Source organism: Pseudomonas sp. Emmai (genome assembly GCF_055179735.1).
Window position 1 is genome coordinate 4,365,973 of the sequence record NZ_CM143685.1, and the last position, 22,134, is coordinate 4,388,106.

Genomic DNA, 22,134 nt, shown 5'->3' on the forward strand with positions numbered 1-22,134 from the left:
CTGTCACACTCTCGGACAGGTCATGGCCGGCTATTGTCTTGAACGATGTGCTCGCGTGAGGTCCTGAGAGCCAAGCGATGCCCAGCAGAGGGGTTACTGAATGCCGAAGAAACAGCCGGAAAATATAACAGCGACGACCGCTGCGGACATTGAACGCTCTATCCAGGCCCTGAACAAAATGGCTGAACGCCTTTGGGGGGATGGCCGGGAATCCGAGGCAAAAGCGCTCCTTGATGCGCTGGATGCTCTGAACAGAGCGCTGGATCGAATCAGAATTGGCGAGAGTCGCAGAGTTGCGACACTCCACTAAGAAATGCATGAATTAGCCTGCCACCGTGTCGCAGGCTGGATAAATCGACGGAGCGAAGGCTTACATCCATGGGGTTTCTTGAGTTTTTATCCGACGTTCTCACCCTTTTCGGCAATATTCCGTCTTATGAAAAACCTCGTAGGGCCTTCACACGAGGATTTGTCGCGTTTTGTGTGCTGGTGGCCGTGCTTGAGCTGATGATTCTGAACCATATCTATAGCGGGCTATAGACACAAATGGGTCGCTACATCTGGCCTGACTTAATGGTCCAGCTGTTAGTTCATGTGCTCCCACAGCCCACCCATCGCTCATAACTTTGCAAGACTCAAGAATTTCACAAAGATCAGCTCTGGATCGTCCGGATCAAGATTCTCTACTCGGCCACTGTCTTGATAGCCGAGTTGTCTGAGTCATTGCTGCATCGAAACGTTGAATGTGCTCCTGGCGGCCCTTCTCTGTTTTGGCGAGAGGGTCGATATCCATCAGAAACTCAACGTCACTCGAGACGGCCTGTCTGATTTGCCAACTCATTATTTGCCCTCGGCTTCGTGTCATCCGAGTGTACTTTTGCCGCTACGGTCAGGGCTAAAGCGATGTTGCACGCTTGAGCCGCGAAGCCCCTGCGGGCTCGCGGTGTATTCGTCTGACCTCAGGTCTCAGGAAGCATTCTGCTGATAGCTGCAACCCACGTAGAGATCAATGTCCTTGTCCTCCGTGGAGACCACTCGCAAGGTTGCGCCATTGTCGAGGCTGCGCTGGAAGTCAACATAACCGTCGGTATCCAGCACCTTTTGCAGTTTCAGGGTGCTGGCAAGCTTCTCTGCGTCGGCCTTAGGGCTGCTGCTTTTGGCTTGGAGAAAGAAGCTGGCGCGGTCGGTCATCACGGCGGTGGTGGACGACACACCGTGCACCGTCAACGCCGGCGTGACCTGCCAGGCGCCGCCGCCCCACGGGCTGTGTGGGACATCCTTGGGCAACGACAATTGTCCAGCGTCCACCAGACCGTTGAAGTCGGCTACCTGCTGCGCACTGGCCTTGCACTCCGCCAAAGCCTTGAACAGATCGCTTTGGTTCGGGCCAGCGGCCGAGACAGAAAAAGTGGACAGGCACCCAGCCAGGGCGAGAAGACCAAGAGAGATTTTCATGACGACATCCTTGTTCAGTGGAACCAACAGGTGATGAACACCCGAGGTGAATGGCAGCAGTTATTGAGGAGTGAGCGTCCTGCCCGGCTGCACACGGGTCGGCGCTGCAGGTCAGAAGCTTGCCATCGCTGAATTCAATATGCCATCAGGATTTCCCTGAGGGGGGCTGACTTGGAAACGCCAATCCAGACGTAGCCCGCTCTGCACCGGGCCTTGCAGGCCGGCGTCAATTGCTGCAGGATCCGCGCTCGAATTTTCCACGGATGGAATCGCACATGATCGCAGACCTGCGTCCCCCGCAGCCGCTAGAGACCTCCCAGGCCTCGACTCCTCAAAAATCCACCGCTTCGACGAACGCGCTCAGCCACTGATGACCGCGCGCACCTCTGTGCCCTCCCCGCGTCCACCCTGCTCACCAAAGGTTATGAATACCCGATGAAGTCCTTGATCAAACCCCTGTTGGTCGCCGTCCTGATAGCTGCCCTGTGCCATCTGCTGGGGCGATTTGTCGTGCCCTACACGCTCATGTTCCTGATCCCCGAGGGCTGGGGCGGCAGTTGGGCTTTCTGGGCCAACTCATGGGTCTCGGGCTTCATTGCCGGACTGGTGGTGGTGCGCTTACTGCCTGCACAGCGCTACTACGTGGTGCCGATGCTGATCTCGGTATTTGCCGTGATTGCCATCGGTGGCTATGTGCTCAATCGTTGCAACGCCGGGCAACTGGCGGCGATCAATCAGCTGTCGGAGCAAAGCTGGAGTAGCCTGAGCTACATCGGCAAGCCCGATGCTGCGACGCCGCCCCAGGAACCCCTGCCACCCGTTGACCTGACCGACGCGCCGGGCGTCACCCAGGAAGGTCAAAGCTACGGCTACAGCTGTGTGCGTCCCGGCGAAACCGTGGATTACTTCCTGGCGCTGCAAATGTCCTACGGTGCCCACCTTCTGGGGCTGATGCTGGCCTTGCTGCTGACCCACCGCTACCGTAGAACGCCGGCATCTCGCCAGGGCTGAGGTAGAACAGGCCATCCTCAGCGGCTGCCAAGAAAGACGGGGATGGCATTGTTCAACGAGACCCCCACCAGAAAGACAGCCAGCCCGACGTCGATCTGGCGCGTGTATTCGAATTGAATGATGAAAAACGGCTGACAATAATTAAGTTCGGACCCGGACTGATGACCGCCATGATGTAAATCAGTGCAGCTGTAACCATGAATACTCCAAATTGCAAACAAGCAGCCGCGCAGCGGCAGTCCTTTCGTGACAGCAATAATGAAAAGCGATGATGTTACCCACCCGGATTATTGACGGATGAACGTTATCGAAGCCCTCACCGCATAGCGCTAGTCAGGCCAGGGCAACTGCACGCTATATCTCAGGCCGCGAGGTGAAAGTATCGGGTTCATAGGTGTCGTTAGTGGTAGAAGGCATGCTGTTTGTAATCGGGAGCGTTGCTGTTGTGCATTGACAACCTAGCAGTAAAACCGACCGGTATCGCAGACCATTAAAGAACAGGCTTATAACTTTTATTAGATCCAATCATTAAGCAGCACATGGGATTAATACTCGCGCAGCCAAGAAAGTGAGCTGTCGAAATATGCAATCCAAGGCGCTTATGTTAGCTTTGCCGCGCTTTACCTCATCGACTCACAAATTGATGCCCATCGGGCACACCAAGGAATCCTTGCGCATGGCTGCGTCCAACAAATGGCTGATGTCATCGGCTGCGTATTACCTCGACTTCTTCACCGTTCCGCTGTTTGTCGTCCTTGCCCTGTGCATCGCTCCCTTTCATCTCGGTCAGGCACTCGCCGGTCTGCTGGCCTGGTCGTTGGTTGAGTATCTGGTGCACCGTTTCCTGTTTCATTCGCTGTATCGCCGGGAGCACTGGACCCATCATCTCGATGTGCTGGCTTTCATCGGCATTTCCAGCTGGAAGACCAGTTCAGCCTATGCCGGTCTTTTGGTACTCGCTTGGTTGACTGGCCTGACGTCGGTTTTCATCGGTGTGATCGTCGGCTACTTCTTCTACATTTCGCTGCACTACGTGATGCACCGTCCGGAACACTGGGCCTACCGTTTTGTTTCCGGGTTGGCGACCAATCATGACCTGCATCACCGCAAGGGCATCGAGAAGAATTTCGGCGTGTCCTCGCCGCTCTGGGATCACGTGTTCGGCACCTATGTCCGGGCCCAGGCGCTCAACACGGTCGAGGAGAACACCTGAAACAAGTCACGGCGGGCAAGCCTCCCCCCCCACCTGACCACCACTCGTCAGCTCCTCAGCACCTTTGCGATTCCCATTCTTCCAATATTGTGTCAATCACTTTTACGGAAGACTGGGACCATGAAAAACACATTTGCAGTGCTCACCCTCGCCGGCCTGTTATCCACCTGCTCGCTTTATGGCCTGGCTGCCGAGAAGACGACCGAAGGCTCTGCCCTTCCGCCGGGTACCGCGCAGCCGCAAGGTAATGAAACGAACAGCGTCGGGACGGGCACGGACGGTGGCAAGTCGGCCACGGGCATTGATGGCACGACGGGCTCCATGTCCAATGGCGCCGACGCAGGCACCACCGATAACGGCCCTACTCCTGCTGGAGGTTCAAAAGGGGGTGGTGAGGGTAAAGGGGGTAGCGGTTCTTGAAGCTGAACCCGGTCTAGTGCCCGATGCAGTCATCAGGCCTGACACCAAACCTGTGGCGAGAGAGCGTGCTCCTTCGCCACACGTTAATCATCGCTCACTCATCTCTTGACTAACTGGCATCGGCCGGATCGGCGCCGTCACGATTGTTGATAAACGTATTCCAATGTACATAGGCATCGTGCTGGCGCTTGACGGCCTCCTCCCACGCCGGTCCTGATACCGAGCGGGATGAAACCAGCTGCATCATTTGCGCGGTGGCTGCATCGAGATCCATCAGCAGTGCGTGGGACTTGATTCTGAAATCGTCGACTGACGTCATTGCATTCACCTTCATTGACCCGGCCAAAAAAAAGAAGCAACGGCTTCAGGATCATTGAGCCGGCATTCGGCGAATGATTCACGCCAGCCGATCACCGGTATCTCGTGCCAATGAAAAGCCCAGCGCGATGGCTGGGCTCTGGTTATTTGCGGTGTTCGAGCATTTTGTCGGCGAGTGCCTTGGCCCGTTCAACCAGCAGGTTCTGCCGGTCTTCGTGGGTGGTCTCTCCCACAAACGGTGCTGTCAGATGGCTCTCTGCAATCAACGCAGCGCAGAAGTACCGATCCCAGGCGCTTTGCTCCGACGTTTGCTTGCTCACTTGGTCGACGTCCATGTGCGGCTCCTCTTTAAGAAGTGCATGGGCAATTTACGCCCCCATTTCACACGCTAGCCGGGGATATTAAGGAAGGCGTTCCAGCGTTCGTACGCGTCGTGGTGTCTTTTCGTGGCCGCGTCCCATTCCGGCCCTGAAACGCGTTTTGATGTCACCAACGTCATCATCCCCATCGTAGCGGCATCCAGCTCGATCAAGAGCGCGTGTGATTGGGTTCTGAAATCTTCGAACGATGTCATTAAGTTGCCTCAGCGCGGAGTTCACCACCATCGAGGAACAATTGCCCCTCGATCAATGGAGTCCGGGCATGGCCGATAATTCAAGCTGGCTGACGGTCGGTGTGCTTCCAGCAGGCCCCAGGGTTCACCATTCGTCGCCTATAAAAACTGGCGCGTAATGCCCGAGTCTGTCTGGCGTGAGGATTGCAAAGGCCCGTCTAGCAGCCCCAGAACGACGTAATTCTGACGCGGCAGCAATCACAATCAGCTTGGTCAGTCACCCCGGAGATGTAACGTGTCAACTCTCAATGAAATCGCAGCGAACCACGCGAGAATGGCTATGGCAAAGGCAGAAGAGTCGACCGGACTGAGTGAGCGACATCTCCAGATAGTGGGGCATTTCGAAGTCTCCTGCGTCAAGGTACTGCCAAACGTGCCGGCGCACCTGCTCACCGCCGCGCAAGACAATCAGCTCGGCCAGGCCTGCGTCTGACCCACCCCACTTGCCGCCCGCTGGATGACTCGACATTCAGCATGCGGCAAGCCTCGCCTCAAACAGTGCTTGCACGACCCACTCCAAATTTCGCGCCCTTGCGCAGCGCGTGACGGAGTTTCAACGCCGGTCGTTCGACAAAGTAGTACGACACGCCGCTCAGCAAAAACGAGAGCAACAGCATCGTCGTGACCGTGAAGGTAAACGGCCAGAATCCCCGCAGGAAATAGATCACCGCAAAGTGGTTCAGAAACACGCCATAGCTGATATTGCCCAGCAACTCATCGATGCGGTGGTATTTCAGCCGGCTCAGCAGGAAGACGGCCGGCACGCCCAGGGCAATGCCGGCGGTCACCTCGGCGTTGAAGGGCCGTCGAGGAATCATCCCCACGGCAATGGCCACGAACATCAGCCCGGCAAAGATCGCGGTGGCGGCAATCACCATCGCGGCCCTGGCCCGCATCCGGTACATGTAGCTGCCGCACAGAAAGATAAACAGCACGCCCGGCAGCAGTCGGTAACCGTAGACGTCAGTGTTGATGTAGCCCAGGGAAGCGACCATGAACACCGCCACCGACAGCACAAATGCCAGGCCCCGCAGCTTGTACACGATCAGGAATGGAATCAGCAGGTAGAAACACATTTCGAGCCCCAGCGACCAGGCGGCCGGCAGGACCTCGGGAATGGTGAAGCCGAACATGTAGAGATCCAGCGGAACGATCGTCAGGCTCAGGGCGATGTTCTTGACCGTCAGCGCCGCCGCTTGCGGCGTACCGGGCAACAGGCAGTAAATCACCACGCAGGAGGCGGTGAAGTAGAGCAGAAACTGCGGGTAGAGCCTCAACAGCCGATCCACGTAAAACAATGGAAATTGCTCCGGGGCGTTGTAGTTCCTTTCGATCAGGGACGTCATCACAAAGCCGCTGATGAGCAAAAAGGAAATCACCGCAACCACGCCGGGATTGAGCCCCGCAAACGTCACGCCCATATGTGAAATCGCCACCAGCACCGCCAGCAGCAGTCGAAAAGCCCCCACGCGCATCTTCCTTAAACGTCTAATTATTTTGCGCGCTAAGTTACGTGGCTTTTGGCTAGCAGGACAGTGCTTTCAGATTGTAGCCAGGAATCAGCCGGATCGATGCTGGCAACAACCCGTTTCCTCAACTAGTGTTTCTACCTCATCGAACAGCGCCCACCTCACGGCGGGTGCCTAATCAAGGAGAGATAGATGACCCCCGTTCGTATAACCGAGCAAACCTATCGCGCCTGGTCCAGCCCAATTCTGCTTGAACTCAAGGAGCGTGAGCATCAACTGGATCCGACGGCACGCCAGGCGCTTCAGAATGTTCTGCTGGAAAGAAGGCTTGTGAACCTCGGCAACCCCGATGGCCCGGATCGGCGCAACGCGGATCCGGCGAAAGGCGACAAACTCTGGTAACGGGGGGAGCGATGGATTGCCGCGATTGCCGGATGTGGCCTATCACCTGTTGTGTAGAAGCAAGGCTTGCCCGCGATGGCGTCCGAAAGATCGCCATCGCGGGCAAGCCATGCTCCTACAAGTTCAACAACACTTCGGCCCAGCCTTACTCCCGTAACGCGCTTCCTGACGCTCCCGGAAGAACATCTCGTAATCCATCACCGGTTTGTCCGGGTGCTTGGTTTGCATATGCTCGACGTAGTTGTCGTAGTCGGGCATGCCGACCATCAGGCGCGCGGCCTGACCGAGGTATTTACCGAGGCGACTCAGGTCATTGAACATTGGGCACAGCCTGGAACGGCGATTCTTTATCCGTACGCTCTTTTGTACCCCAGGCGGCGATGCCGACCTTGAGCGCATAGAACAGGATGCTGAACACCACGAACAGGAACAGCCCGGTCAACGTAGCGTTGGTGTACGCGTTCCAGATCACGTGCTGCATCTGGTCGATGCTCTTGGCCGGGGCAAGAATCTGGCCGTTGGCCAACGCGTCGCTGTATTTCTTGGCCAGGGACAGGAAGCCGATCGCCGGGTTCGCGTCGAACAGCTTGATGAAGCCCGCCGTCGTGGTGCAGATCAGCAACCACACAGCTGGCAGCATGGTCACCCAGATGTAGCGTTGGCGTTTCATTTTGATCAGCACGACGGTGGCGAGCATCAGCGCGATACCGGCGAGCATCTGGTTGGAGATGCCGAACAGCGGCCACAAGGTATTGATCCCGCCCAACGGATCGATCACCCCTTGATAGAGCAAGTAACCCCACATCGCCACGCAACCGGCGGTGGCGATCAGGTTGGCGGTCCAGGATTCCGTGCGTTTGAGCGCCGGGACGAAAGAGCCGAGCAAGTCCTGCAGCATGAAGCGTCCGGCTCGGGTGCCGGCGTCGACGGCGGTCAGGATGAACAGCGCTTCGAACAGGATCGCGAAGTGGTACCAGAACGCCATGGTGTTTTCACCTGGCAGGACACTGTGCAAGATCTGCGCAATGCCGACCGCCAACGTCGGTGCACCGCCGGCGCGAGCCAGCACGGTGGTTTCACCGATGTCATGGGCCACCGCTTGCAGGGCTTCCGGAGTAATCGCAAACCCCCAGCTGCTGACGGTTTGTGCCACTTGAATCACGTCACCACCGACCACGGCGGCCGGGCTGTTCATGGCGAAGTAGACGCCTGGCTCGATCACCGAAGCGGCAACCATCGCCATGATCGCGACGAAGGATTCCATCAGCATGCCGCCATAACCGATGTAACGGGCATGGCCTTCACTGGCGAGCAGTTTCGGCGTGGTGCCGGAAGCGATCAGCGCGTGGAAACCCGAAACCGCGCCACAGGCAATGGTAATGAAGAGGAACGGGAACAAGCCGCCCTTCCACACCGGCCCGGTGCCGTCGATGAACTGGGTCAGCGCCGGCATTTTCAGCTCGGGCATGGTGATCAGGATGCCGACCGCCAACGCCAGGATGGTGCCGATTTTCAGGAAGGTGGAGAGGTAATCGCGCGGCGCCAGGATCAGCCACACCGGCAATACCGCCGCGACAAAACCGTAGCCGATCAGCATCCAGGTGATTTGCACACCGGTAAAGCTGAAGACCTTTGCCCAGGCCGGATCAGCCGCAATCTGCCCGCCGACGAAGATCGAACCGAGCAGCAACGCCACGCCGATCACCGAGATTTCGCCAATGCGGCCCGGGCGGATGTAGCGCATGTACACGCCCATGAACATCGCGATCGGAATGGTCGCCATCACGGTGAACATGCCCCACGGGCTATCGGCCAGGGCTTTGACCACGATCAGCGCCAGCACCGCGAGGATGATGATCATGATCAGGAAGCAGCCGAACAGCGCGATGGTGCCCGGGATGCGGCCCATTTCTTCACGGACCATGTCGCCCAGGGAGCGGCCATTACGGCGGGTGGACATGAACAGGACCATGAAGTCCTGCACCGCGCCGGCGAACACGACGCCGGCAATCAGCCACAGCGTACCGGGCAGGTAGCCCATCTGCGCCGCCAGCACCGGACCGACCAGAGGCCCCGCGCCAGCAATGGCCGCGAAGTGGTGACCGAAGAGGATGTGTTTGTTGGTCGGCACATAGTCCAGACCATCATTGTTGAGTACGGCGGGAGTGGCTCGGTTGGGATCGAGTTGCATCACCCTGTTGGCGATGAACAGGCTGTAATAGCGGTAGGCAACGAGGTAGATGGCGATGGCGGCGACGACGATCCAGAGGGCGTTGATCGCTTCGCCGCGGCGCAGGGCCACGACACTCAGCGCAATCGCTCCAATGACAGCCACGACAAACCAGGCGAGGTGTTTAACCAGACGGGTCATTGCGTGTCTCCTGCCGGCAGTCCGATAGGCCGCGGCGATAATTTTTATAATGGTGCCCGTTATGCGAGCCCGCCTAATATCCGCGCATGTCGCCGGCAGCGGAATCCGCAGTACTACGTAAGGCCCGTCTACGTAGTACTACGCAGACCGCTTTCATCCATTAGTCCGACGGCACTTTGCGCTGGCGAAGTGCAGGTCTTTTTGGCCTATCATGCCCCCACCACGACACCCGCCAACGGCCCTGCCGCACCGTCGCCCGGTCTGGACAGGAGTAGAACATGCAGCTCAAACACAAAATCGTTGCCCTGGGCATCCTGCCGCTAATCCTGGCGATTGCAGTGATTTGCGCCCTGGTGATGTTCCAGAACCGACAACTGGGCGAGCAGCAGGCGCAGTTGATTGAAGACAGCATTCTCGCCAGCAAACGCGCGGAGCTGAAAAACTACGTGGAAATGGCCAAGAGCCTGATCGAGCCGTTGTATGACGATGGCCACGGCGACGCCGTGGCCCAGCAGCGGGTGCTCGAAGAACTGCGAAAACTCAGCTTTGGCGTCGACGGCTATTTCTTCGTCTACGACCGCCAGGGCCGCAGCCTGATGCATGCACGGCAATCCGAACTGGTGGGCAAATACCTGTGGGACATGACCGACCCTCATGGCTTGCCGGTGATTCAGGCTTTGCTGAAAAGCGCCGAATCCGGCGCCGGGTTCCAACGCTATGCCTGGAAAAAACCTTCCACCGGCGCGATCACCGACAAGCTCGCCTACGTGGTGATGCTGGATCGCTGGGGCTGGATGCTCGGCACCGGCATCTACCTCGAAGACGTTGAACAGGCCACGCAACAAGCCCGGGATGAAGTCGCCCATGGCATCCACGGCACCATGCTCGCGATTGCGGCGGTGGCGCTGATTGCCGTGCTGCTGGTGTTTATCAGCGGCATGACCCTGAACGTCAGCGAACATCGCCTGGCGGACAAAAAACTTCAGCGCCTGAACCAGCGCATTGTCAGCTTGCAGGAAGAGGAGCGCTCACGGGTCTCCCGGGAATTGCATGACGGCATCAGTCAGTTGCTGGTGTCGATCAAGTTTCAGTTCGAACTGGCCAGCCATTTGATCGAGGCCGGGCGCGACAATGGCCTGAACATTTTGCGCGAAGCCACCGAGCGCCTCGGCAGTGCCATCGGCGAGGTACGGAGCATTTCCCATGACTTGCGTTCCTCGCTGCTCGACACCCTGGGCCTGCCCGCCGCCATCGGCCAGTTGGCTGCCGAGTTCCAGCAGCGCAGTGGTTTGCAGGTCAATTATCAAAGCAACCTGACCGACTGCGATCTGGTGGACGGGGCGGCGGTGGCGGTGTTCCGTATCGCCCAGGAAGGGTTGACCAATATTGAACGTCACGCCCAGGCCAGCACGGTGTCGATCACCTTGCAGGGTTCGCCGCTGGCATTGCGCCTGATCGTCGTCGATGATGGCATCGGCTTTAACGTCAATCGGGTCGACCGCCTGAACGCCGGTATCGGCTTGCGCAATATCCGTGAACGAGTCGAGCATTTCGGTGGCCGACTCGAACTGCATTCAACGCCGGGTCGCAGCGAGCTGAATGTGCTGCTGCCCTTGAGCGAGACAGCCCACACAATAAGAGAAATGACTTGATGAGCCTGCCCGTCCCGATCCGTGTCGCCCTGGTCGACGATCATTCCCTGGTGCGCGACGGCATTCGCGCCTTGCTGGCGGTGGTGGATTTTCTTGCCATCGTCGGCGAGGCGGACAGCGGTGCGAGCGCGATTGAAATGGTCGCCCGGACCCAGCCCGATTTGCTGCTGGTGGACATTGGCCTCAAGGACATGAACGGCCTGGAACTGACCCGCGTGCTGCGGCGTGACCACCCGGCGATCAAAATCCTGATCCTCAGCATGTACGACAACAACGAGTACGTCAGCGAGTCAGTACGCTCGGGCGCCAGCGGCTACGTGCTGAAGAACTCCCCCTCCCGTGAAATCATCGCGGCCATCGAGGCGATTGCCAGTGGCGGGACGTTCTACAGCGCCGAAATCGCCCGCAAGCTAGCGGCTGACCGGCCGACCGACAACGAGCTCACCCCGCGTGAGAGCGAGGTGCTGTGCAAAATGGTGCTGGGACTGAACAACAAGGAAATGGCGCGCGAACTGGACATCAGCGTGCGCACGGTGGAAACCCATCGGCTGAGCATTCGCCGCAAGTTGAATATTGATAAGCCAGCGGCGTTGCTCAACTACGCGATTGAACGTGGGTTGATCTCACGCTGATCTCGGGAAATCTTGCGAGAAACCTGTGGCAAGCCCCCTCGCCACAGGGAACGGCGACCCCATTCAGAGCTTGGCAATCGACACTTCAGTCGACTTCACGAACGCAATCACTTCACTGCCAATCTTCAATTCCAGATCGCGCACGGAACGGGTAGTGATCACCGATGTGACGATGCCGGACGCGGTTTGCACGTCGATTTCCGAAACCACTTCGCCTTCCAGGATTTCCTTGATAACGCCTTTGAACTGGTTACGAACGTTGATCGCTTTGATGGTCATGTTGAGGCTTCCTGTCTGATGTGAGGCAAAACCGCACTGAGGTGCAGGCCTTCAAAATGCACCGGCGCAAGCGATAACAAAAGGAATAAATAACGATTTATATATTCCTTAAATGCATACACAAACACCTTAAGCTAAGACCTAAACATTATTTAAAGAATAATTCTTAGAACTCTATGCTCATGACAGATAGCCACCTTCTCCTTCGCTTACTGTCGAGTTCGCCATGTCAAAACCCATCAAAAACGCGGTCGTTACCAGCCTGGTTGTCGCACTGGCCCTGTCCTTCACACTGACGGCGCAGGCCCGGGAGACCGTACGTATCGGCTACCAGAAGTCATCGACCCTCATCACCCTGCTGAAAACCCAAGGCACCCTGGAAAAGACCCTCGCGCAGAACAACATCGACGTCACCTGGCATAAGTTCTCCAGTGGCCTGCCGCTGCTGGAGGCGTTAAATGTCGGCAACGTCGATATCAGCGCCGATGTGGCCGATACCGTGCCGATCTTCGCCCAGGCCGCGCAAGCCAAACTGACCTACTTTGCCGAAGAAGCGCCCTCGCCTTCGGCCCAGGCGATTGTCGTGCGCAAGGATTCGCCGTTGCAGCAACTGGCGGATCTGAAAGGCAAGAAAGTCGCGGTGACCAAAGCCGCCGGTTCGCACTACCTGCTGATTGCCGCGCTGAACAAGGCCGGCTTGAAGTTTTCCGACATTGAGCCGGCCTACCTGTCACCGGCCGATGGCCGCGCCGCCTTCGAGAACAACAAGGTCGACGCCTGGGTCACCTGGGAACCCTTCCTCAGCGGCGTGCAACGCCAACTGCCGACCCGCACCCTGGCGGACGGCACCGGCCTGGCCAGTTACAAGCGCTACTACCTGACCAGCGACACCTACGCCAAAGAGCATCCGCAAGTCCTGAAACTGGTTTACGAGCAACTGCACAAGGCCGGCGCCTGGGTAAAGCACAACCCGCGTGACGCCGCACAAGTACTCGGCCCGTTGTGGGGCAACCTGGATGTGGAAACCGTCGAGACGGCCAATGCTCATCGCAGTTACCAGGTGCAACCGGTGAAAGCCGATCAGTTGGGCGAACAGCAAAAAATCGCCGATGCGTTTTTTGCCGAGGGTTTGTTGCCCAAAGCGGTGGATGCCAAAGACGTCGAGATCTGGAAACCCTAGTGCCGGCTGCCTTTCTTTCAGCCAGCCACCAAAGAACCAAAACGAATTACAAAATACAAAATCAGTATTTATCGTTATAAAAAATTCCGAGTATTGTCAGCTCATCCCGTCATTCATTACACAGTGAAGTGCCCCATGAATCCGACTGATAACGTCATCGACTTCGCCAGCTACTGCAAACGCAAACAGGCTCAGCAACGGGCACGGGCCATGTGGGAAATGTACGCACGCAATGCCGGCTTGCAGGCCTACCAATGGGTGCAAGCGGCCAAGTCTTCCGAGACGCGTCACGCGTGAACGTGCAGCAACCCTCGCGCTTTCTGGCGAGCGCCGACGAACCTGGGCTGGATTTGAATAACCTGGAATCTCTGGAGGAAGACCCGATCTGCGAGCGTGTCGCGCAGAACCTGCAACGCCTGCGTGGCAAGCGGCATCTGTCCCTCGATGCCCTCGCCCGTCAGTGCGGTGTGAGCCGGGCGATGCTGGCGCAGATCGAATCCGGGCGTAGCGTGCCGTCGATCAAAGTGCTGTGCAAAATCGCCAAGGGTTTGAAGGTCTCGGTGGCCGCGTTTCTTGAGCATCGGGCCTTCGAAGGCGTGGCGGTGCTGTCGGCAAGCCAGAGCAAACGCCTGGTCAGTGCCAGCGGTGCGTTTGTCAGCCGTGCACTGTTTCCATTCGACGTGGCGCGCCAATCGGAGTTTTACGAACTGCGCCTGAGCCCATTGGGCGAGGACATTTCCGAGGGTCATGGTCCCGGCGTGCAGGAGAACCTGGTGGTGTCGCAAGGGGTGCTGGAAATCAGCGTCAATGACGAGCGTTATCTGTTGTCGACCGGCGATTCGATCCTGTTCTATGCCGACCAGCCGCACCGCTATCGCAACCCCGCCGACAGCGAGGCGGTGGCGTATCTGGTGGTCACTTACCCCGAACGCCTGGACTGACAAATACCGAACCTGGTCTGACAAACACCGAATCTGGTTTGACAAACACCGAACCTGTAGGAGCCAGGCTTGCCGGCGAAGGGGCCCTCAAGTACGCCTTCGCCGGCAAGCCTGGCTCCTACGAAAGGCAAAGGCAAAGGCAAAGGCAAAGGCAAAGGCAAAGGCAAAGGCAAAGGCAAAGGCAAAGGCACAGCAAAAGCACATGAAAAAGCCCGGCCAATTCGCATTAGCCGGGCTTTTTCAATGGCAATGGATCAGCAGGTGCAGCACATCAACGGCATGCCGTTGCAGCTCATCATCATTGGCATGCTGCAGTCGTTCATCATTTTCATCATCAGGTTGCAGCAGTTTTTCATCATGTCCATGTTCATACCGGCCATCGGCATGATTTTGCACATCATGCTGTCGTCCATCATCGTGCATTCCATCACGCACTTCATCGATGGCATCGGCATGCCCATCATCGGCATTGGCATCATCATGTTCATCATCGGCATGGCCATGGCCGACTGGGACATGCACATCATGCTCATGTTGCCGCAATCCATCATCATCGGCATGCCGCAGTTCATCATCATCTGCATCATTTCAGCGCTGTTCTTGAACATCGCCATGTCCATGCCAGCGGCCGGCATCATCTTGCACATCATGCCGTCGTCCATCATGTCGCAGGTCATGGTCGCCATCATCATCGGCATGCCCATCATCGGCATCATTGGCATATTGGCGTTCATCGGCATTTGCATCTGCATGGCGTTCATCATGGTGGTGTTCCCTGAAGGTTCGATAGGTGGACGAAGCTGATGGGGAGGATTCTAAGGATTGACCAACACGCAGCAAGATGGCGATCAAACAGCCGGAATGCATGCTCAAGCGACTTTAAACAGGTGGATGGAACGGAATTATCTGCTGCTGCGAACCTTCAGCTTTCATTGCAGATGCGATGCAGACTGGAGCGCGTTTCTGTCGGTTATCGATATGCGATGCGAGACTATATAAATAACCGAAAGAAATAATCGATCTAACGCTGGCGCAGATTCTTACTGACTGGAAAACACCTGCGCATCGGTGAACTTCTCCACGTCGACGCGATGGGGAAAGATCTTCTTCTCCACGAATAAATCATCAACCTGCTGCAACGCCTGAACGTCACGCACCTCGATCGGCAATAGCGACTCATCAGCCCAGCTGCGCAGCCGCTGCGAGACGTCCAGCGACACATCGTTGGCCTTGGCGAACACCCGCGCGTATTCATCGGGATTCTGCCGCGCCAAATCGGCGACGCTGTGAATCGGTGAGTCGTGTGGGACGAGAATCGCGATCCCCCGGGATTGGCTGCGCCGCACCGCGACAATGCGCAACGGCGTGCCACCGGTTGCTGCAGCGAGCACCGGCGTATCCCCCGTCGGCCCCAAATCCACAGCCCCGGCGCGCAAGGCTTCGAACAGCGGCGCGGCGCCCTGAAAGTTGGCCCACTGCACCTTGTACGCAATGCCCTCCAGCGCATTGGCGGCCTCGACCACCGTGCGCAGGCCCTTGGCTTGATCACCGAGGATCAGCGTGACACTGGACAGATCCGCCTGGGCTTTTGACTCGATGGCATCACCGCAGCCGCTGAGCAACAGCGCAGCACCTGAAAGCAACACCATCGCCGATTGCCATAGACGTCGATCACGCATGGGCAAACCGCCGGATCGCAGACTGACGCTCAACCACCGCCGCCGTTTCCACTTCGACACCCAACAGGCTCAGCAGCCGTGCGCGAATCGCCTGGAAACCGTCCTGCCCGGTGTCGCGGCTGCGGGGCAAGTCGATGGTCAGTTGCTCGGCAATCTTGCCGTTGGCCAGCACGATCACCCGGTCGGCGAGCAGGATCGCTTCGTCCACGTAGTGGGTCACCAGCAGCACCGCCGGCGTGTGTTTGCGCCACAACTCGATGATCAGCCGATGCATCTTGATTCGGGTCAGGGCATCGAGGGCGGCGAAGGGTTCGTCGAGCAGCAACAGCTTGGGTTCGCGCACCAGGCCACGGGCCAGAGCTACCCGCTGGGCTTCGCCGCCGGAGAGGGTCGCCGGGTAGGCTTCCAGCCGATGGGCCAGTCCGACTTCGGTCAGGGCTTGCACGGCGCGGGCCTTGGCGTCGGGGATGTGCAGGCCGAGGACCACGTTTTTCCAGGCGCGTTTCCACGGCATCAGGCGCGGCTCCTGAAACACCGCCGCCCGGGCCTTGGGTACGCGCAACTGGCCGCTGTCGATGCTGTCGAGCCCGGCCAGGCTACGCAACAACGTGGTCTTGCCGGAACCGCTGGCCCCGAGCAGCGCGACGAATTCGCCGGGTGCGATGTCCAGGTCCAGGCCATCGATGACCCGTTGCTGACCGAACTGGCGCACCACGTTTCGCAGTTGCACCGGTGCTTCTGATTGCAGGTTTTTTGCCGTGAGCGTCGACATGTCAATTCCTCACAAAAGATGGGCGCCAGGCCAGGGCGAAACGCTCCAGCGTGCGGATCAGTCCGTCGATCAACAAACCGAGGACGCTGTAAATCAACAGGCAGATCACGATCACGTCAGTGCGCATAAAGTCCCGGGCATCACTGGCCAGAAAGCCGATGCCGGCGGTGGTGTTGATCTGCTCGACGAACACCAGGGCCAGCCAGGAAATGCCCAGGGAATAGCGCAAGCCGACGAAGAATGAAGGCAAGGAGCCCGGCAGGATCACGTGCCAGATCAGCTCGCGACGATTCAGGCCCAGGGTGTTGGCGGCCTCGATCAGCTTGGGGTCGATGTTGCGGATACCAGAGAACAGATTGAGGTACACCGGGAAGGTGGTGCCGGTGACGATCAGCGCGATCTTGGTGAACTCGCCGATGCCGAACCAGAGGATGAACAGCGGCACCAGCGCCAGGGAAGGAATGGTGCGCAGCATCTGCATCGGTGAGTCGAGGATCACCTCGCCGCGCTTCGACAGCCCGGTGATCAGCGCCGCTACGACACCGATACTGACGCCGATGCTCAAGCCCAGCAGCGCGCGCTGCAGGGAAACCAACAGATGTTTGCCCAACTCGCCAGAGATGATCATCGCCCAGAGCGTGCCGCCAATCTGCGACGGTGCGGCGATGATGCGTTGCGGGATCAAGCCAAATTGTGAGGCCAGTTCCCACAACAACAGCAAGGCGATCGGGCTGAGCAGGCGCAGCAAAACTTCGGGGGTTCGCCAGTTGCGCAGCCAGTTGGGGAGCAGCCTTGAAGCCTCGGGGCGATCAACCGCCTTACTGACTGAAAACGAGCTGCTGGCGCTCTGTGTATCGAAGGTCTTTTCGGTCATCAGGCTTCCTTCCTCATCAAGAACATGGCTTCGGATTTATGCTATTCGTATAAGAAACGCCAGTGAAAGGCTTTTTAGGAATAACATAATATGATTAAAAATCAGATAGAAGATCATCCAGATAAATTATTTGCATAATTAAAGGGCTCAGGCCGCAGCCTCTGCGGCGCCTGCCTATTCCCCCGCTATAAAATGCGCATTACTGATATCTACAATTTCATATGATTCATTAAATTAATAATTAACTTAGAACAAATCGGCATTTCACAGCCCTGCCCTGCTGCGCCTACTTTCGACACCACGGACCGACCCCCTGCCCGGTGGAGGCTTGAATCACGCCTATCCAAAGACAAGGAACTCAGCATGAGCATCGAATTTATCGGCTACATCGGCGGCCATCATTCTTCGGAAATCCACCCGCGCAGCGGCCCGGTGTTGCAACCCGACTATGTAGAAACCGTCGCCCGCGCCCATGACGAGGCCGGGTTCGACCGCGCCCTGGTGGCGTTCCACTCCAACAGTCCAGACAGCACGCTGATTGCTTCCCACGCCGCCAGCGTGACGAAAAACCTGAAGTTCCTGATTGCCCATCGCCCGGGTTTCGCCGCACCGACGCTCGCCGCGCGGCAATTCACCACCCTGGATGTATTCAATGGCGGGCGCACCGCCGTGCACATCATCACCGGCGGCGATGACCGCGAACTGCGCGCCGATGGCAGCTACATCGACAAGGACGAGCGCTATGCCCGCACCGATGAATACCTCGACGTGCTGCGCCAGGAATGGACCCGCGAAAAGCCCTTCGACTATCAGGGCAAGTACTATCAGGTCGAGGGTGCGCACTCGTCGGTGAAGTCACCGCAGCAGCCGCACATCCCGATGTATTTTGGCGGCTCATCGGCGGCGGCCATTGAGGTGGCGGGCAAGCATGCGGACGTCTACGCGCTGTGGGGTGAAACCTATGAACAGGTGCGCGAAGTGGTGAACCAGGTGCGCGCCGAGGCCGCCAAGCATGGGCGCAGCATTCGCTTCAGCTTGTCGTTGCGCCCGATTCTGGCGGAGACCGAAGCGCAAGCCTGGGAGCGTGCCGAACGGATTCTGCAACAGGCCACGGCGCTGGCGGAACAAAATGGCTTTGTGCGGCGCGAACCACCGAATGAAGGTTCACGACGTCTGCTGGCGGCGGCGGCCCAAGGCACGCGGCTGGATAAGCGACTGTGGACCGGCATCGCCGGGCTGCTGGGTGCACAGGGCAATTCGACCTCGCTGGTGGGCACGCCGGAACAGGTGGCGGAAGCGTTGCTCGACTACTACGACCTGGGTATTACCACGTTCCTGATTCGTGGTTTTGATCCGCTGAATGACGCCATCGATTACGGCAAGCGCCTGATCCCGCTGACCCGGCAACTGGTGGCCGAGCGGGAGCGGCAGGCGGCGGAAAAAGTCGCCTGATGCCGGCGCACACGACAAAGGGGCTTACCTTACGGCAAGCCCCTGTTTTTTTTGTCGTGACACTCAACCTGTGGCGAGGGGGACCTTTGCTGACGCAATCCCAGGACCCCGCCGCAATGATGGACGCCTACACGGCCGCCTTCCGCGCGGCACTGGAAAACGACAATCGCATGTGCCTGTGCGGGATCCTCGCCGCCGAGCATCACGATCTTCCGGCCGAAGTGCGGGTCGGGGTGGACGGGTTCACCGACGCCAATGTGCGGTGGCTGGGCAAGGTGCTGGCGCTGAAACAACCCGAGGCTCAACCAGAGTCGCTGCAACGCCAGGCGCTATCGGTGTTTGCCGCCATTCAAGGGGCGCAACTGGTGTCCCGTGGGCGCAACGACATCACGATCCATGACCAAATGATCGAGTCCTACCGAGCGGCGGGCTTGATCCCCTGAGGGCGGAATCTGCTACTGTCTTGGCACTTTTTATCAATGACGATCTACGCCCATGACCCAGCCAACGCCTGATCCTCAAGCCGTCTGCGCCCCGATCACCAAAAGCGCGATTTTCATTGTCGCCACCGTGGCGCCCGGCAGCGATGCCGCAGAAAAAGTCCGCGGCTGGTGCGGTGACATCGCCGCCCTCACCCGCTCCGTCGGCAAGCGTGTGCCGACCGGTTACCTGTCCTGCGTCTGCGGTTTTGGCTCCAGTGCCTGGGACACGCTGTTCGGCGGCCCGCGCCCGGCGTCACTGCACGCCTTCCGCGAATTCGGCGATGAAGGTCGCCGAGCGCCGGCAACACCGGGGGACATTCTGCTGCACATTCGTGCGGACCAGATGGACCTGTGTTTCGAACTGGCCACACAGTTGCTCTCGGCCCTGGGCGATGCGGTAGCGGTAGTCGATGAGGTCCAGGGTTTCCGTTATTTCGACATGCGCAGCATCATCGGTTTTGTCGACGGCACGGAGAATCCGGATGATCGGCACATGGCCAGGTTCACGCTCATTGGTGATGAAGACCCGGCGTTTGCCGGCGGCAGCTACGTGCTGGTCCAGAAGTATCTGCACAAGATGGACGCGTGGAACGGGCTGTCCGTCGAGGCTCAGGAACGCGTTATCGGCCGTACGAAACTGTCCGATATCGAACTGGGTGACGCGGTGAAACCGACCAATTCCCACAGTTCTTTGACCACCATCACCAAAGACGGCGAGGAGGTAAAAATCCTCCGCGACAACATGCCGTTCGGGCGGCCAGGCGCGGGCGAGTTTGGCACCTACTTCATCGGCTATGCCCGCTCGCCGGAACCGATTGAACTGATGTTGGAGAACATGTTTGTCGGCCGGCCGGCGGGCAACTATGACCGCTTGCTGGATTTCAGCACGGCGGTCACGGGTGGGTTGTTCTTTGTGCCTTCGGCGGATTTGCTTGAAGAATTGGCGGATCGCGCGCCTTAAGCAAGGCCTTAAAAAGGGGACACCCATTAGCCTTGACTGGAGACCGGCTAATGGGTGTCCCCTTTTTTCATTCTTTGTACGCCGTATCCGTGCGCTCCAACTGCCGGATCAACGCATTCCAATGCCGCGCCACACCCGGCCCGTCGCCACTTTTGAACACTTCGGCCTGTTTCTCGACCTTGGCCACCACCTCGGCCGGCGGGAAGATCAGCTCGGCATTGCCGCCGGCCTGAGCGGCGATCTGGATATTGCACGCCCGCTCCAGGCCATGCAGTTGCTGGAATGCGTGCTCAACGCTGACGCCGGCGGTCAGCAGACCGTGGTTACGCAGGATCAGTACACTCTTGTCCCCGAGGTCCGCCACCAACCGTTCCCGCTCGTCCAGGTCCAGGGCGACGCCTTCGTAACCGTGGTAAGCCACGCGCCCGGAGAAACCAATGGAATGCTGGGAGATCGGCAGCAACCCGTCACGCTGGGCCGACACCGCGATGCCGTCGCGAGTATGGGTATGCAGCACCGCTTGCAGATCCGGCCGCGCGCCGTGGATGGCGCTATGGATGACGTAGCCTGCGTAGTTGATGCCCAGGCCTGTCGGGTCGTCGACGATTGTGCCGTCGAGGTCGACCTTGACCAGGTTGGAGGCGCTGATTTCATCAAACAACAGGCCGAAGGCATTGATCAGGAAATGCTCATCGGGCCCCGGCACCCGGGCGGAAAAGTGCGTGTAGATGTGGTCGGTCCACTTGAACAGCGCTGCCAACCGATAGGCCGCCGCCAGCTTGACCCGCACTTCCCATTCTTCGGGGGTGACGCGCTGGCGAACATTTTTCGAGACGCTGGATAACGGGCTGACGCTGCTCATGGCAAAACTTCCTGGATGGCCTTAAGAATTGCAGCCAGCCTAGGGGAAGCGAAAAAATAATAAAAAGCACATTTTAATCTAAGCTAATTATCATTTTTTTTTATGTCTTGAGACGTTCCTCATGCCGCACTCTTGATCTTCTGCAGCGACCCGGCGACCAGTTTGCCAAAGGCATCCACCGGCCCTTGCAGGTTGCCGAGAAAGTGCGGGTAGATCAGCCACAGGTCCATCACCGGTTTGAAGTCCTTGAGCGGCACCACCGCCAACTGCTCGAAATGCGCGCTGCGCTCCAACAACGGGCGCGGCACCAGTCCGAGGCCCAAACCATCGGCGACCAGCCCCAGTTGCAACTCGGTGCCGAAGGTTTCCAGATTGACCCGCAGCGCCAGTCCTTGATCCGACAAGGTGCGTTGCAACCCGGCGCGGAAACCACAACCGTCGGGATTGAGAATCCAGCCACTCTGGTAGACGTCGGCGAGTTTGCACGGGCGCTTGGGCACTTGTGCCTTGGCACAGACCACCACCAATTCCATTTTGCCGATGGACTGGCCGACGATGTTGTCCGGGAAAATCTTCCCCGCCGGGAATAGTGCGGCGGCCGCATCCAGTTCACCGCGCTCGATCTTGCCCACCAATTGACTGCCCCAACCCGTTGCCACCTGGGCGCGCAACTCGGGGTATTCAACGCGCAGATGCTTGAGGGCATCGAGCAACACCACATCGCCGATGGTTTGCGGCACGCCCAGGCGCAGCAGGCCGGTGGGCGGCGCGTCGGTCGCCACCAGCTCGCGCAACGCGTCCATTTCCCGAAGGATCAAACGGCACTGTTCATACACCCGGGTTCCGATCAAAGTAGGCTTGAGCGGTTTGGTATTGCGGTCGAACAATTCCACGCCCAGGGCTTGCTCAAAGTTCTGCACGCGCCGGGTAATGGCGGGTTGGGTCAGCTGCAACGACTCGGCTGCGTGACTGATGGACTGGCAACGAATCACTTCGACGAAGGCATCGATATCATCAATTTTCATTTGGCCCGCACATAGAGAACAGTCAATAAGATGTCTGAAAAGCATAGTTCTATTGCTGAAATCTGGATAGC

At 58.4% G+C, this 22,134-nt stretch carries 27 protein-coding genes; 14 read left to right on the plus strand and 13 right to left on the minus strand.

From position 1 onward, the window contains the following. Positions 1–100: 100 nt before the first annotated feature. A complete protein-coding gene (locus ACY4LX_RS20045) occupies positions 101–310 on the plus strand; it encodes a hypothetical protein (protein ID WP_463257569.1) in 210 nt (69 codons plus the stop codon). Between the two features lie 656 nt (positions 311–966). Here ACY4LX_RS20045 and ACY4LX_RS20050 read toward each other — a convergent pair. Next, positions 967–1,455 carry a hypothetical protein gene (locus tag ACY4LX_RS20050; protein ID WP_149662269.1) on the minus strand — a complete coding sequence of 163 codons (489 nt, stop codon included), beginning with the start codon at positions 1,453–1,455 and terminating at the stop codon, positions 967–969. A 435-nt stretch (positions 1,456–1,890) separates the two neighbouring features. Between ACY4LX_RS20050 and ACY4LX_RS20055 the strand changes: the two genes are divergently transcribed. The 3 genes from ACY4LX_RS20055 (at position 1,891) to ACY4LX_RS20065 (ending at position 4,099) form a co-directional block, all read left to right on the plus strand. Further along, entirely contained in the window at positions 1,891–2,466 is a 576-nt protein-coding gene (locus tag ACY4LX_RS20055; RefSeq protein WP_149662268.1) for a hypothetical protein, read from the plus strand. Positions 2,467–3,142: 676 nt separating this feature from the next. Next, positions 3,143–3,679 (plus strand): sterol desaturase family protein, encoded by a 537-nt coding sequence (locus ACY4LX_RS20060; RefSeq protein WP_463257570.1) that lies wholly within the window; start codon positions 3,143–3,145, stop codon positions 3,677–3,679. A gap of 120 nt (positions 3,680–3,799) precedes the next feature. After that, entirely contained in the window at positions 3,800–4,099 is a 300-nt protein-coding gene (locus ACY4LX_RS20065; protein WP_149662151.1) for a hypothetical protein, read from the plus strand. A gap of 109 nt (positions 4,100–4,208) precedes the next feature. Here ACY4LX_RS20065 and ACY4LX_RS20070 read toward each other — a convergent pair whose 3' ends face one another. Beyond that, positions 4,209–4,418, minus strand: coding sequence for a hypothetical protein (locus tag ACY4LX_RS20070; RefSeq protein WP_463257571.1), 210 nt, complete (start codon positions 4,416–4,418; stop codon positions 4,209–4,211). 142 nt (positions 4,419–4,560) lie between these two features. Further along, the gene (locus ACY4LX_RS20075; protein ID WP_463257572.1) at positions 4,561–4,752 is read right to left on the minus strand and encodes a hypothetical protein; all 192 of its coding nucleotides are present in this window, start codon (positions 4,750–4,752) and stop codon (positions 4,561–4,563) included. Positions 4,753–5,265: 513 nt separating this feature from the next. Here ACY4LX_RS20075 and ACY4LX_RS20080 point away from each other — a divergent pair. Beyond that, positions 5,266–5,463, plus strand: coding sequence for a hypothetical protein (locus tag ACY4LX_RS20080; RefSeq protein WP_463257573.1), 198 nt, complete (start codon positions 5,266–5,268; stop codon positions 5,461–5,463). A 58-nt stretch (positions 5,464–5,521) separates the two neighbouring features. On the opposite strand, the gene ACY4LX_RS20085 is transcribed toward ACY4LX_RS20080, so the two are convergent. Beyond that, a complete protein-coding gene (locus tag ACY4LX_RS20085) occupies positions 5,522–6,499 on the minus strand; it encodes an acyltransferase family protein (protein ID WP_149662146.1) in 978 nt (325 codons plus the stop codon). Between the two features lie 192 nt (positions 6,500–6,691). Here ACY4LX_RS20085 and ACY4LX_RS20090 point away from each other — a divergent pair, with 192 nt between their 5' ends. Continuing rightward, the gene (locus ACY4LX_RS20090) at positions 6,692–6,901 is read left to right on the plus strand and encodes a hypothetical protein (RefSeq protein ID WP_463257574.1); all 210 of its coding nucleotides are present in this window, start codon (positions 6,692–6,694) and stop codon (positions 6,899–6,901) included. A 123-nt stretch (positions 6,902–7,024) separates the two neighbouring features. Here the strand turns inward: ACY4LX_RS20090 and ACY4LX_RS20095 are convergent, their stop codons facing one another. Further along, positions 7,025–7,222, minus strand: a complete 198-nt coding sequence (locus ACY4LX_RS20095) for a YbdD/YjiX family protein (RefSeq protein ID WP_054050768.1) — start codon at positions 7,220–7,222, stop codon at positions 7,025–7,027. After that, positions 7,212–9,272, minus strand: coding sequence for a carbon starvation CstA family protein (locus ACY4LX_RS20100; protein WP_149662144.1), 2,061 nt, complete (start codon positions 9,270–9,272; stop codon positions 7,212–7,214). The genes ACY4LX_RS20095 and ACY4LX_RS20100 overlap by 11 nt, the downstream gene beginning before the upstream one ends. 278 nt (positions 9,273–9,550) lie before the next feature. Here ACY4LX_RS20100 and ACY4LX_RS20105 point away from each other — a divergent pair, with 278 nt between their 5' ends. After that, a complete protein-coding gene (locus tag ACY4LX_RS20105; RefSeq protein ID WP_463257575.1) occupies positions 9,551–10,924 on the plus strand; it encodes a cache domain-containing protein in 1,374 nt (457 codons plus the stop codon). Further along, positions 10,924–11,556 (plus strand): response regulator, encoded by a 633-nt coding sequence (locus ACY4LX_RS20110; protein WP_149662142.1) that lies wholly within the window; start codon positions 10,924–10,926, stop codon positions 11,554–11,556. Before ACY4LX_RS20105 ends, ACY4LX_RS20110 begins: the two co-directional genes overlap by 1 nt. A 63-nt stretch (positions 11,557–11,619) precedes the next feature. Here ACY4LX_RS20110 and ACY4LX_RS20115 read toward each other — a convergent pair whose 3' ends face one another. Next, positions 11,620–11,835: a TOBE domain-containing protein gene (locus ACY4LX_RS20115; protein WP_034150404.1), complete on the minus strand. Its 216-nt coding sequence runs from the start codon at positions 11,833–11,835 to the stop codon at positions 11,620–11,622. Positions 11,836–12,061: 226 nt separating this feature from the next. On the opposite strand from ACY4LX_RS20115, the gene ACY4LX_RS20120 reads away from it, so the two are divergent. From ACY4LX_RS20120 to ACY4LX_RS20130, 3 genes are all read left to right on the plus strand, one after another. Further along, positions 12,062–13,015 carry an aliphatic sulfonate ABC transporter substrate-binding protein gene (locus ACY4LX_RS20120; protein ID WP_463257576.1) on the plus strand — a complete coding sequence of 318 codons (954 nt, stop codon included), beginning with the start codon at positions 12,062–12,064 and terminating at the stop codon, positions 13,013–13,015. A gap of 135 nt (positions 13,016–13,150) precedes the next feature. Beyond that, positions 13,151–13,312 (plus strand): hypothetical protein, encoded by a 162-nt coding sequence (locus tag ACY4LX_RS20125; protein ID WP_463257577.1) that lies wholly within the window; start codon positions 13,151–13,153, stop codon positions 13,310–13,312. After that, entirely contained in the window at positions 13,309–13,956 is a 648-nt protein-coding gene (locus ACY4LX_RS20130; protein ID WP_463257578.1) for a helix-turn-helix domain-containing protein, read from the plus strand. The genes ACY4LX_RS20125 and ACY4LX_RS20130 overlap by 4 nt, the downstream gene beginning before the upstream one ends. 254 nt (positions 13,957–14,210) lie before the next feature. Here the strand turns inward: ACY4LX_RS20130 and ACY4LX_RS20135 are convergent, their stop codons facing one another. The 4 genes from ACY4LX_RS20135 to ACY4LX_RS20150 all read right to left on the minus strand — a co-directional run bounded on the left by ACY4LX_RS20135 (position 14,211) and on the right by ACY4LX_RS20150 (position 17,281). Next, positions 14,211–14,720: a hypothetical protein gene (locus ACY4LX_RS20135; protein WP_463257579.1), complete on the minus strand. Its 510-nt coding sequence runs from the start codon at positions 14,718–14,720 to the stop codon at positions 14,211–14,213. A 276-nt stretch (positions 14,721–14,996) separates the two neighbouring features. Beyond that, positions 14,997–15,635: a type 2 periplasmic-binding domain-containing protein gene (locus ACY4LX_RS20140; protein WP_463257580.1), complete on the minus strand. Its 639-nt coding sequence runs from the start codon at positions 15,633–15,635 to the stop codon at positions 14,997–14,999. After that, positions 15,628–16,407: an ABC transporter ATP-binding protein gene (locus tag ACY4LX_RS20145; protein ID WP_463257581.1), complete on the minus strand. Its 780-nt coding sequence runs from the start codon at positions 16,405–16,407 to the stop codon at positions 15,628–15,630. Before ACY4LX_RS20145 ends, ACY4LX_RS20140 begins: the two co-directional genes overlap by 8 nt. 1 nt (position 16,408) lies before the next feature. Next, on the minus strand, positions 16,409–17,281 hold the full coding sequence (locus tag ACY4LX_RS20150) for an ABC transporter permease (RefSeq protein WP_149662137.1): 873 nt from the start codon (positions 17,279–17,281) through the stop codon (positions 16,409–16,411). A 363-nt stretch (positions 17,282–17,644) separates the two neighbouring features. Between ACY4LX_RS20150 and ACY4LX_RS20155 the strand changes: the two genes are divergently transcribed. From ACY4LX_RS20155 to ACY4LX_RS20165, 3 genes are all read left to right on the plus strand, one after another. Further along, a complete protein-coding gene (locus ACY4LX_RS20155; RefSeq protein WP_463257582.1) occupies positions 17,645–18,733 on the plus strand; it encodes an LLM class flavin-dependent oxidoreductase in 1,089 nt (362 codons plus the stop codon). Positions 18,734–18,849: 116 nt separating this feature from the next. Further along, a complete protein-coding gene (locus tag ACY4LX_RS20160; RefSeq protein ID WP_463257583.1) occupies positions 18,850–19,176 on the plus strand; it encodes a hypothetical protein in 327 nt (108 codons plus the stop codon). 52 nt (positions 19,177–19,228) lie between these two features. Beyond that, positions 19,229–20,176: a Dyp-type peroxidase gene (locus ACY4LX_RS20165; RefSeq protein ID WP_463257584.1), complete on the plus strand. Its 948-nt coding sequence runs from the start codon at positions 19,229–19,231 to the stop codon at positions 20,174–20,176. Between the two features lie 67 nt (positions 20,177–20,243). On the opposite strand, the gene ACY4LX_RS20170 is transcribed toward ACY4LX_RS20165, so the two are convergent. Further along, entirely contained in the window at positions 20,244–21,038 is a 795-nt protein-coding gene (locus tag ACY4LX_RS20170) for a class II aldolase/adducin family protein (RefSeq protein WP_463257585.1), read from the minus strand. Between the two features lie 119 nt (positions 21,039–21,157). Further along, positions 21,158–22,063, minus strand: coding sequence for a LysR family transcriptional regulator (locus ACY4LX_RS20175; protein ID WP_149662132.1), 906 nt, complete (start codon positions 22,061–22,063; stop codon positions 21,158–21,160). Positions 22,064–22,134: the final 71 nt, after the last annotated feature.

What these genes read in the sequence shown, in the direction of transcription:
- ACY4LX_RS20045 (WP_463257569.1), top strand. Translation starts at nt 101, where the DNA reads ATGCCGAAGAAACAGCCGGAAAATATAACAGCGACGACCGCTGCGGAC.
- ACY4LX_RS20050 (WP_149662269.1), bottom strand. Translation starts at nt 1,455, where the DNA reads ATGAAAATCTCTCTTGGTCTTCTCGCCCTGGCTGGGTGCCTGTCCACT.
- ACY4LX_RS20055 (WP_149662268.1), top strand. Translation starts at nt 1,891, where the DNA reads ATGAAGTCCTTGATCAAACCCCTGTTGGTCGCCGTCCTGATAGCTGCC.
- ACY4LX_RS20060 (WP_463257570.1), top strand. Translation starts at nt 3,143, where the DNA reads ATGGCTGCGTCCAACAAATGGCTGATGTCATCGGCTGCGTATTACCTC.
- ACY4LX_RS20065 (WP_149662151.1), top strand. Translation starts at nt 3,800, where the DNA reads ATGAAAAACACATTTGCAGTGCTCACCCTCGCCGGCCTGTTATCCACC.
- ACY4LX_RS20070 (WP_463257571.1), bottom strand. Translation starts at nt 4,418, where the DNA reads ATGACGTCAGTCGACGATTTCAGAATCAAGTCCCACGCACTGCTGATG.
- ACY4LX_RS20075 (WP_463257572.1), bottom strand. Translation starts at nt 4,752, where the DNA reads ATGGACGTCGACCAAGTGAGCAAGCAAACGTCGGAGCAAAGCGCCTGG.
- ACY4LX_RS20090 (WP_463257574.1), top strand. Translation starts at nt 6,692, where the DNA reads ATGACCCCCGTTCGTATAACCGAGCAAACCTATCGCGCCTGGTCCAGC.
- ACY4LX_RS20095 (WP_054050768.1), bottom strand. Translation starts at nt 7,222, where the DNA reads ATGTTCAATGACCTGAGTCGCCTCGGTAAATACCTCGGTCAGGCCGCG.
- ACY4LX_RS20100 (WP_149662144.1), bottom strand. Translation starts at nt 9,272, where the DNA reads ATGACCCGTCTGGTTAAACACCTCGCCTGGTTTGTCGTGGCTGTCATT.
- ACY4LX_RS20105 (WP_463257575.1), top strand. Translation starts at nt 9,551, where the DNA reads ATGCAGCTCAAACACAAAATCGTTGCCCTGGGCATCCTGCCGCTAATC.
- ACY4LX_RS20110 (WP_149662142.1), top strand. Translation starts at nt 10,924, where the DNA reads ATGAGCCTGCCCGTCCCGATCCGTGTCGCCCTGGTCGACGATCATTCC.
- ACY4LX_RS20115 (WP_034150404.1), bottom strand. Translation starts at nt 11,835, where the DNA reads ATGACCATCAAAGCGATCAACGTTCGTAACCAGTTCAAAGGCGTTATC.
- ACY4LX_RS20120 (WP_463257576.1), top strand. Translation starts at nt 12,062, where the DNA reads ATGTCAAAACCCATCAAAAACGCGGTCGTTACCAGCCTGGTTGTCGCA.
- ACY4LX_RS20125 (WP_463257577.1), top strand. Translation starts at nt 13,151, where the DNA reads ATGAATCCGACTGATAACGTCATCGACTTCGCCAGCTACTGCAAACGC.
- ACY4LX_RS20135 (WP_463257579.1), bottom strand. Translation starts at nt 14,720, where the DNA reads ATGATGAACGCCATGCAGATGCAAATGCCGATGAACGCCAATATGCCA.
- ACY4LX_RS20140 (WP_463257580.1), bottom strand. Translation starts at nt 15,635, where the DNA reads ATGCGTGATCGACGTCTATGGCAATCGGCGATGGTGTTGCTTTCAGGT.
- ACY4LX_RS20145 (WP_463257581.1), bottom strand. Translation starts at nt 16,407, where the DNA reads ATGTCGACGCTCACGGCAAAAAACCTGCAATCAGAAGCACCGGTGCAA.
- ACY4LX_RS20150 (WP_149662137.1), bottom strand. Translation starts at nt 17,281, where the DNA reads ATGACCGAAAAGACCTTCGATACACAGAGCGCCAGCAGCTCGTTTTCA.
- ACY4LX_RS20155 (WP_463257582.1), top strand. Translation starts at nt 17,645, where the DNA reads ATGAGCATCGAATTTATCGGCTACATCGGCGGCCATCATTCTTCGGAA.
- ACY4LX_RS20160 (WP_463257583.1), top strand. Translation starts at nt 18,850, where the DNA reads ATGATGGACGCCTACACGGCCGCCTTCCGCGCGGCACTGGAAAACGAC.
- ACY4LX_RS20165 (WP_463257584.1), top strand. Translation starts at nt 19,229, where the DNA reads ATGACCCAGCCAACGCCTGATCCTCAAGCCGTCTGCGCCCCGATCACC.
- ACY4LX_RS20170 (WP_463257585.1), bottom strand. Translation starts at nt 21,038, where the DNA reads ATGAGCAGCGTCAGCCCGTTATCCAGCGTCTCGAAAAATGTTCGCCAG.
- ACY4LX_RS20175 (WP_149662132.1), bottom strand. Translation starts at nt 22,063, where the DNA reads ATGAAAATTGATGATATCGATGCCTTCGTCGAAGTGATTCGTTGCCAG.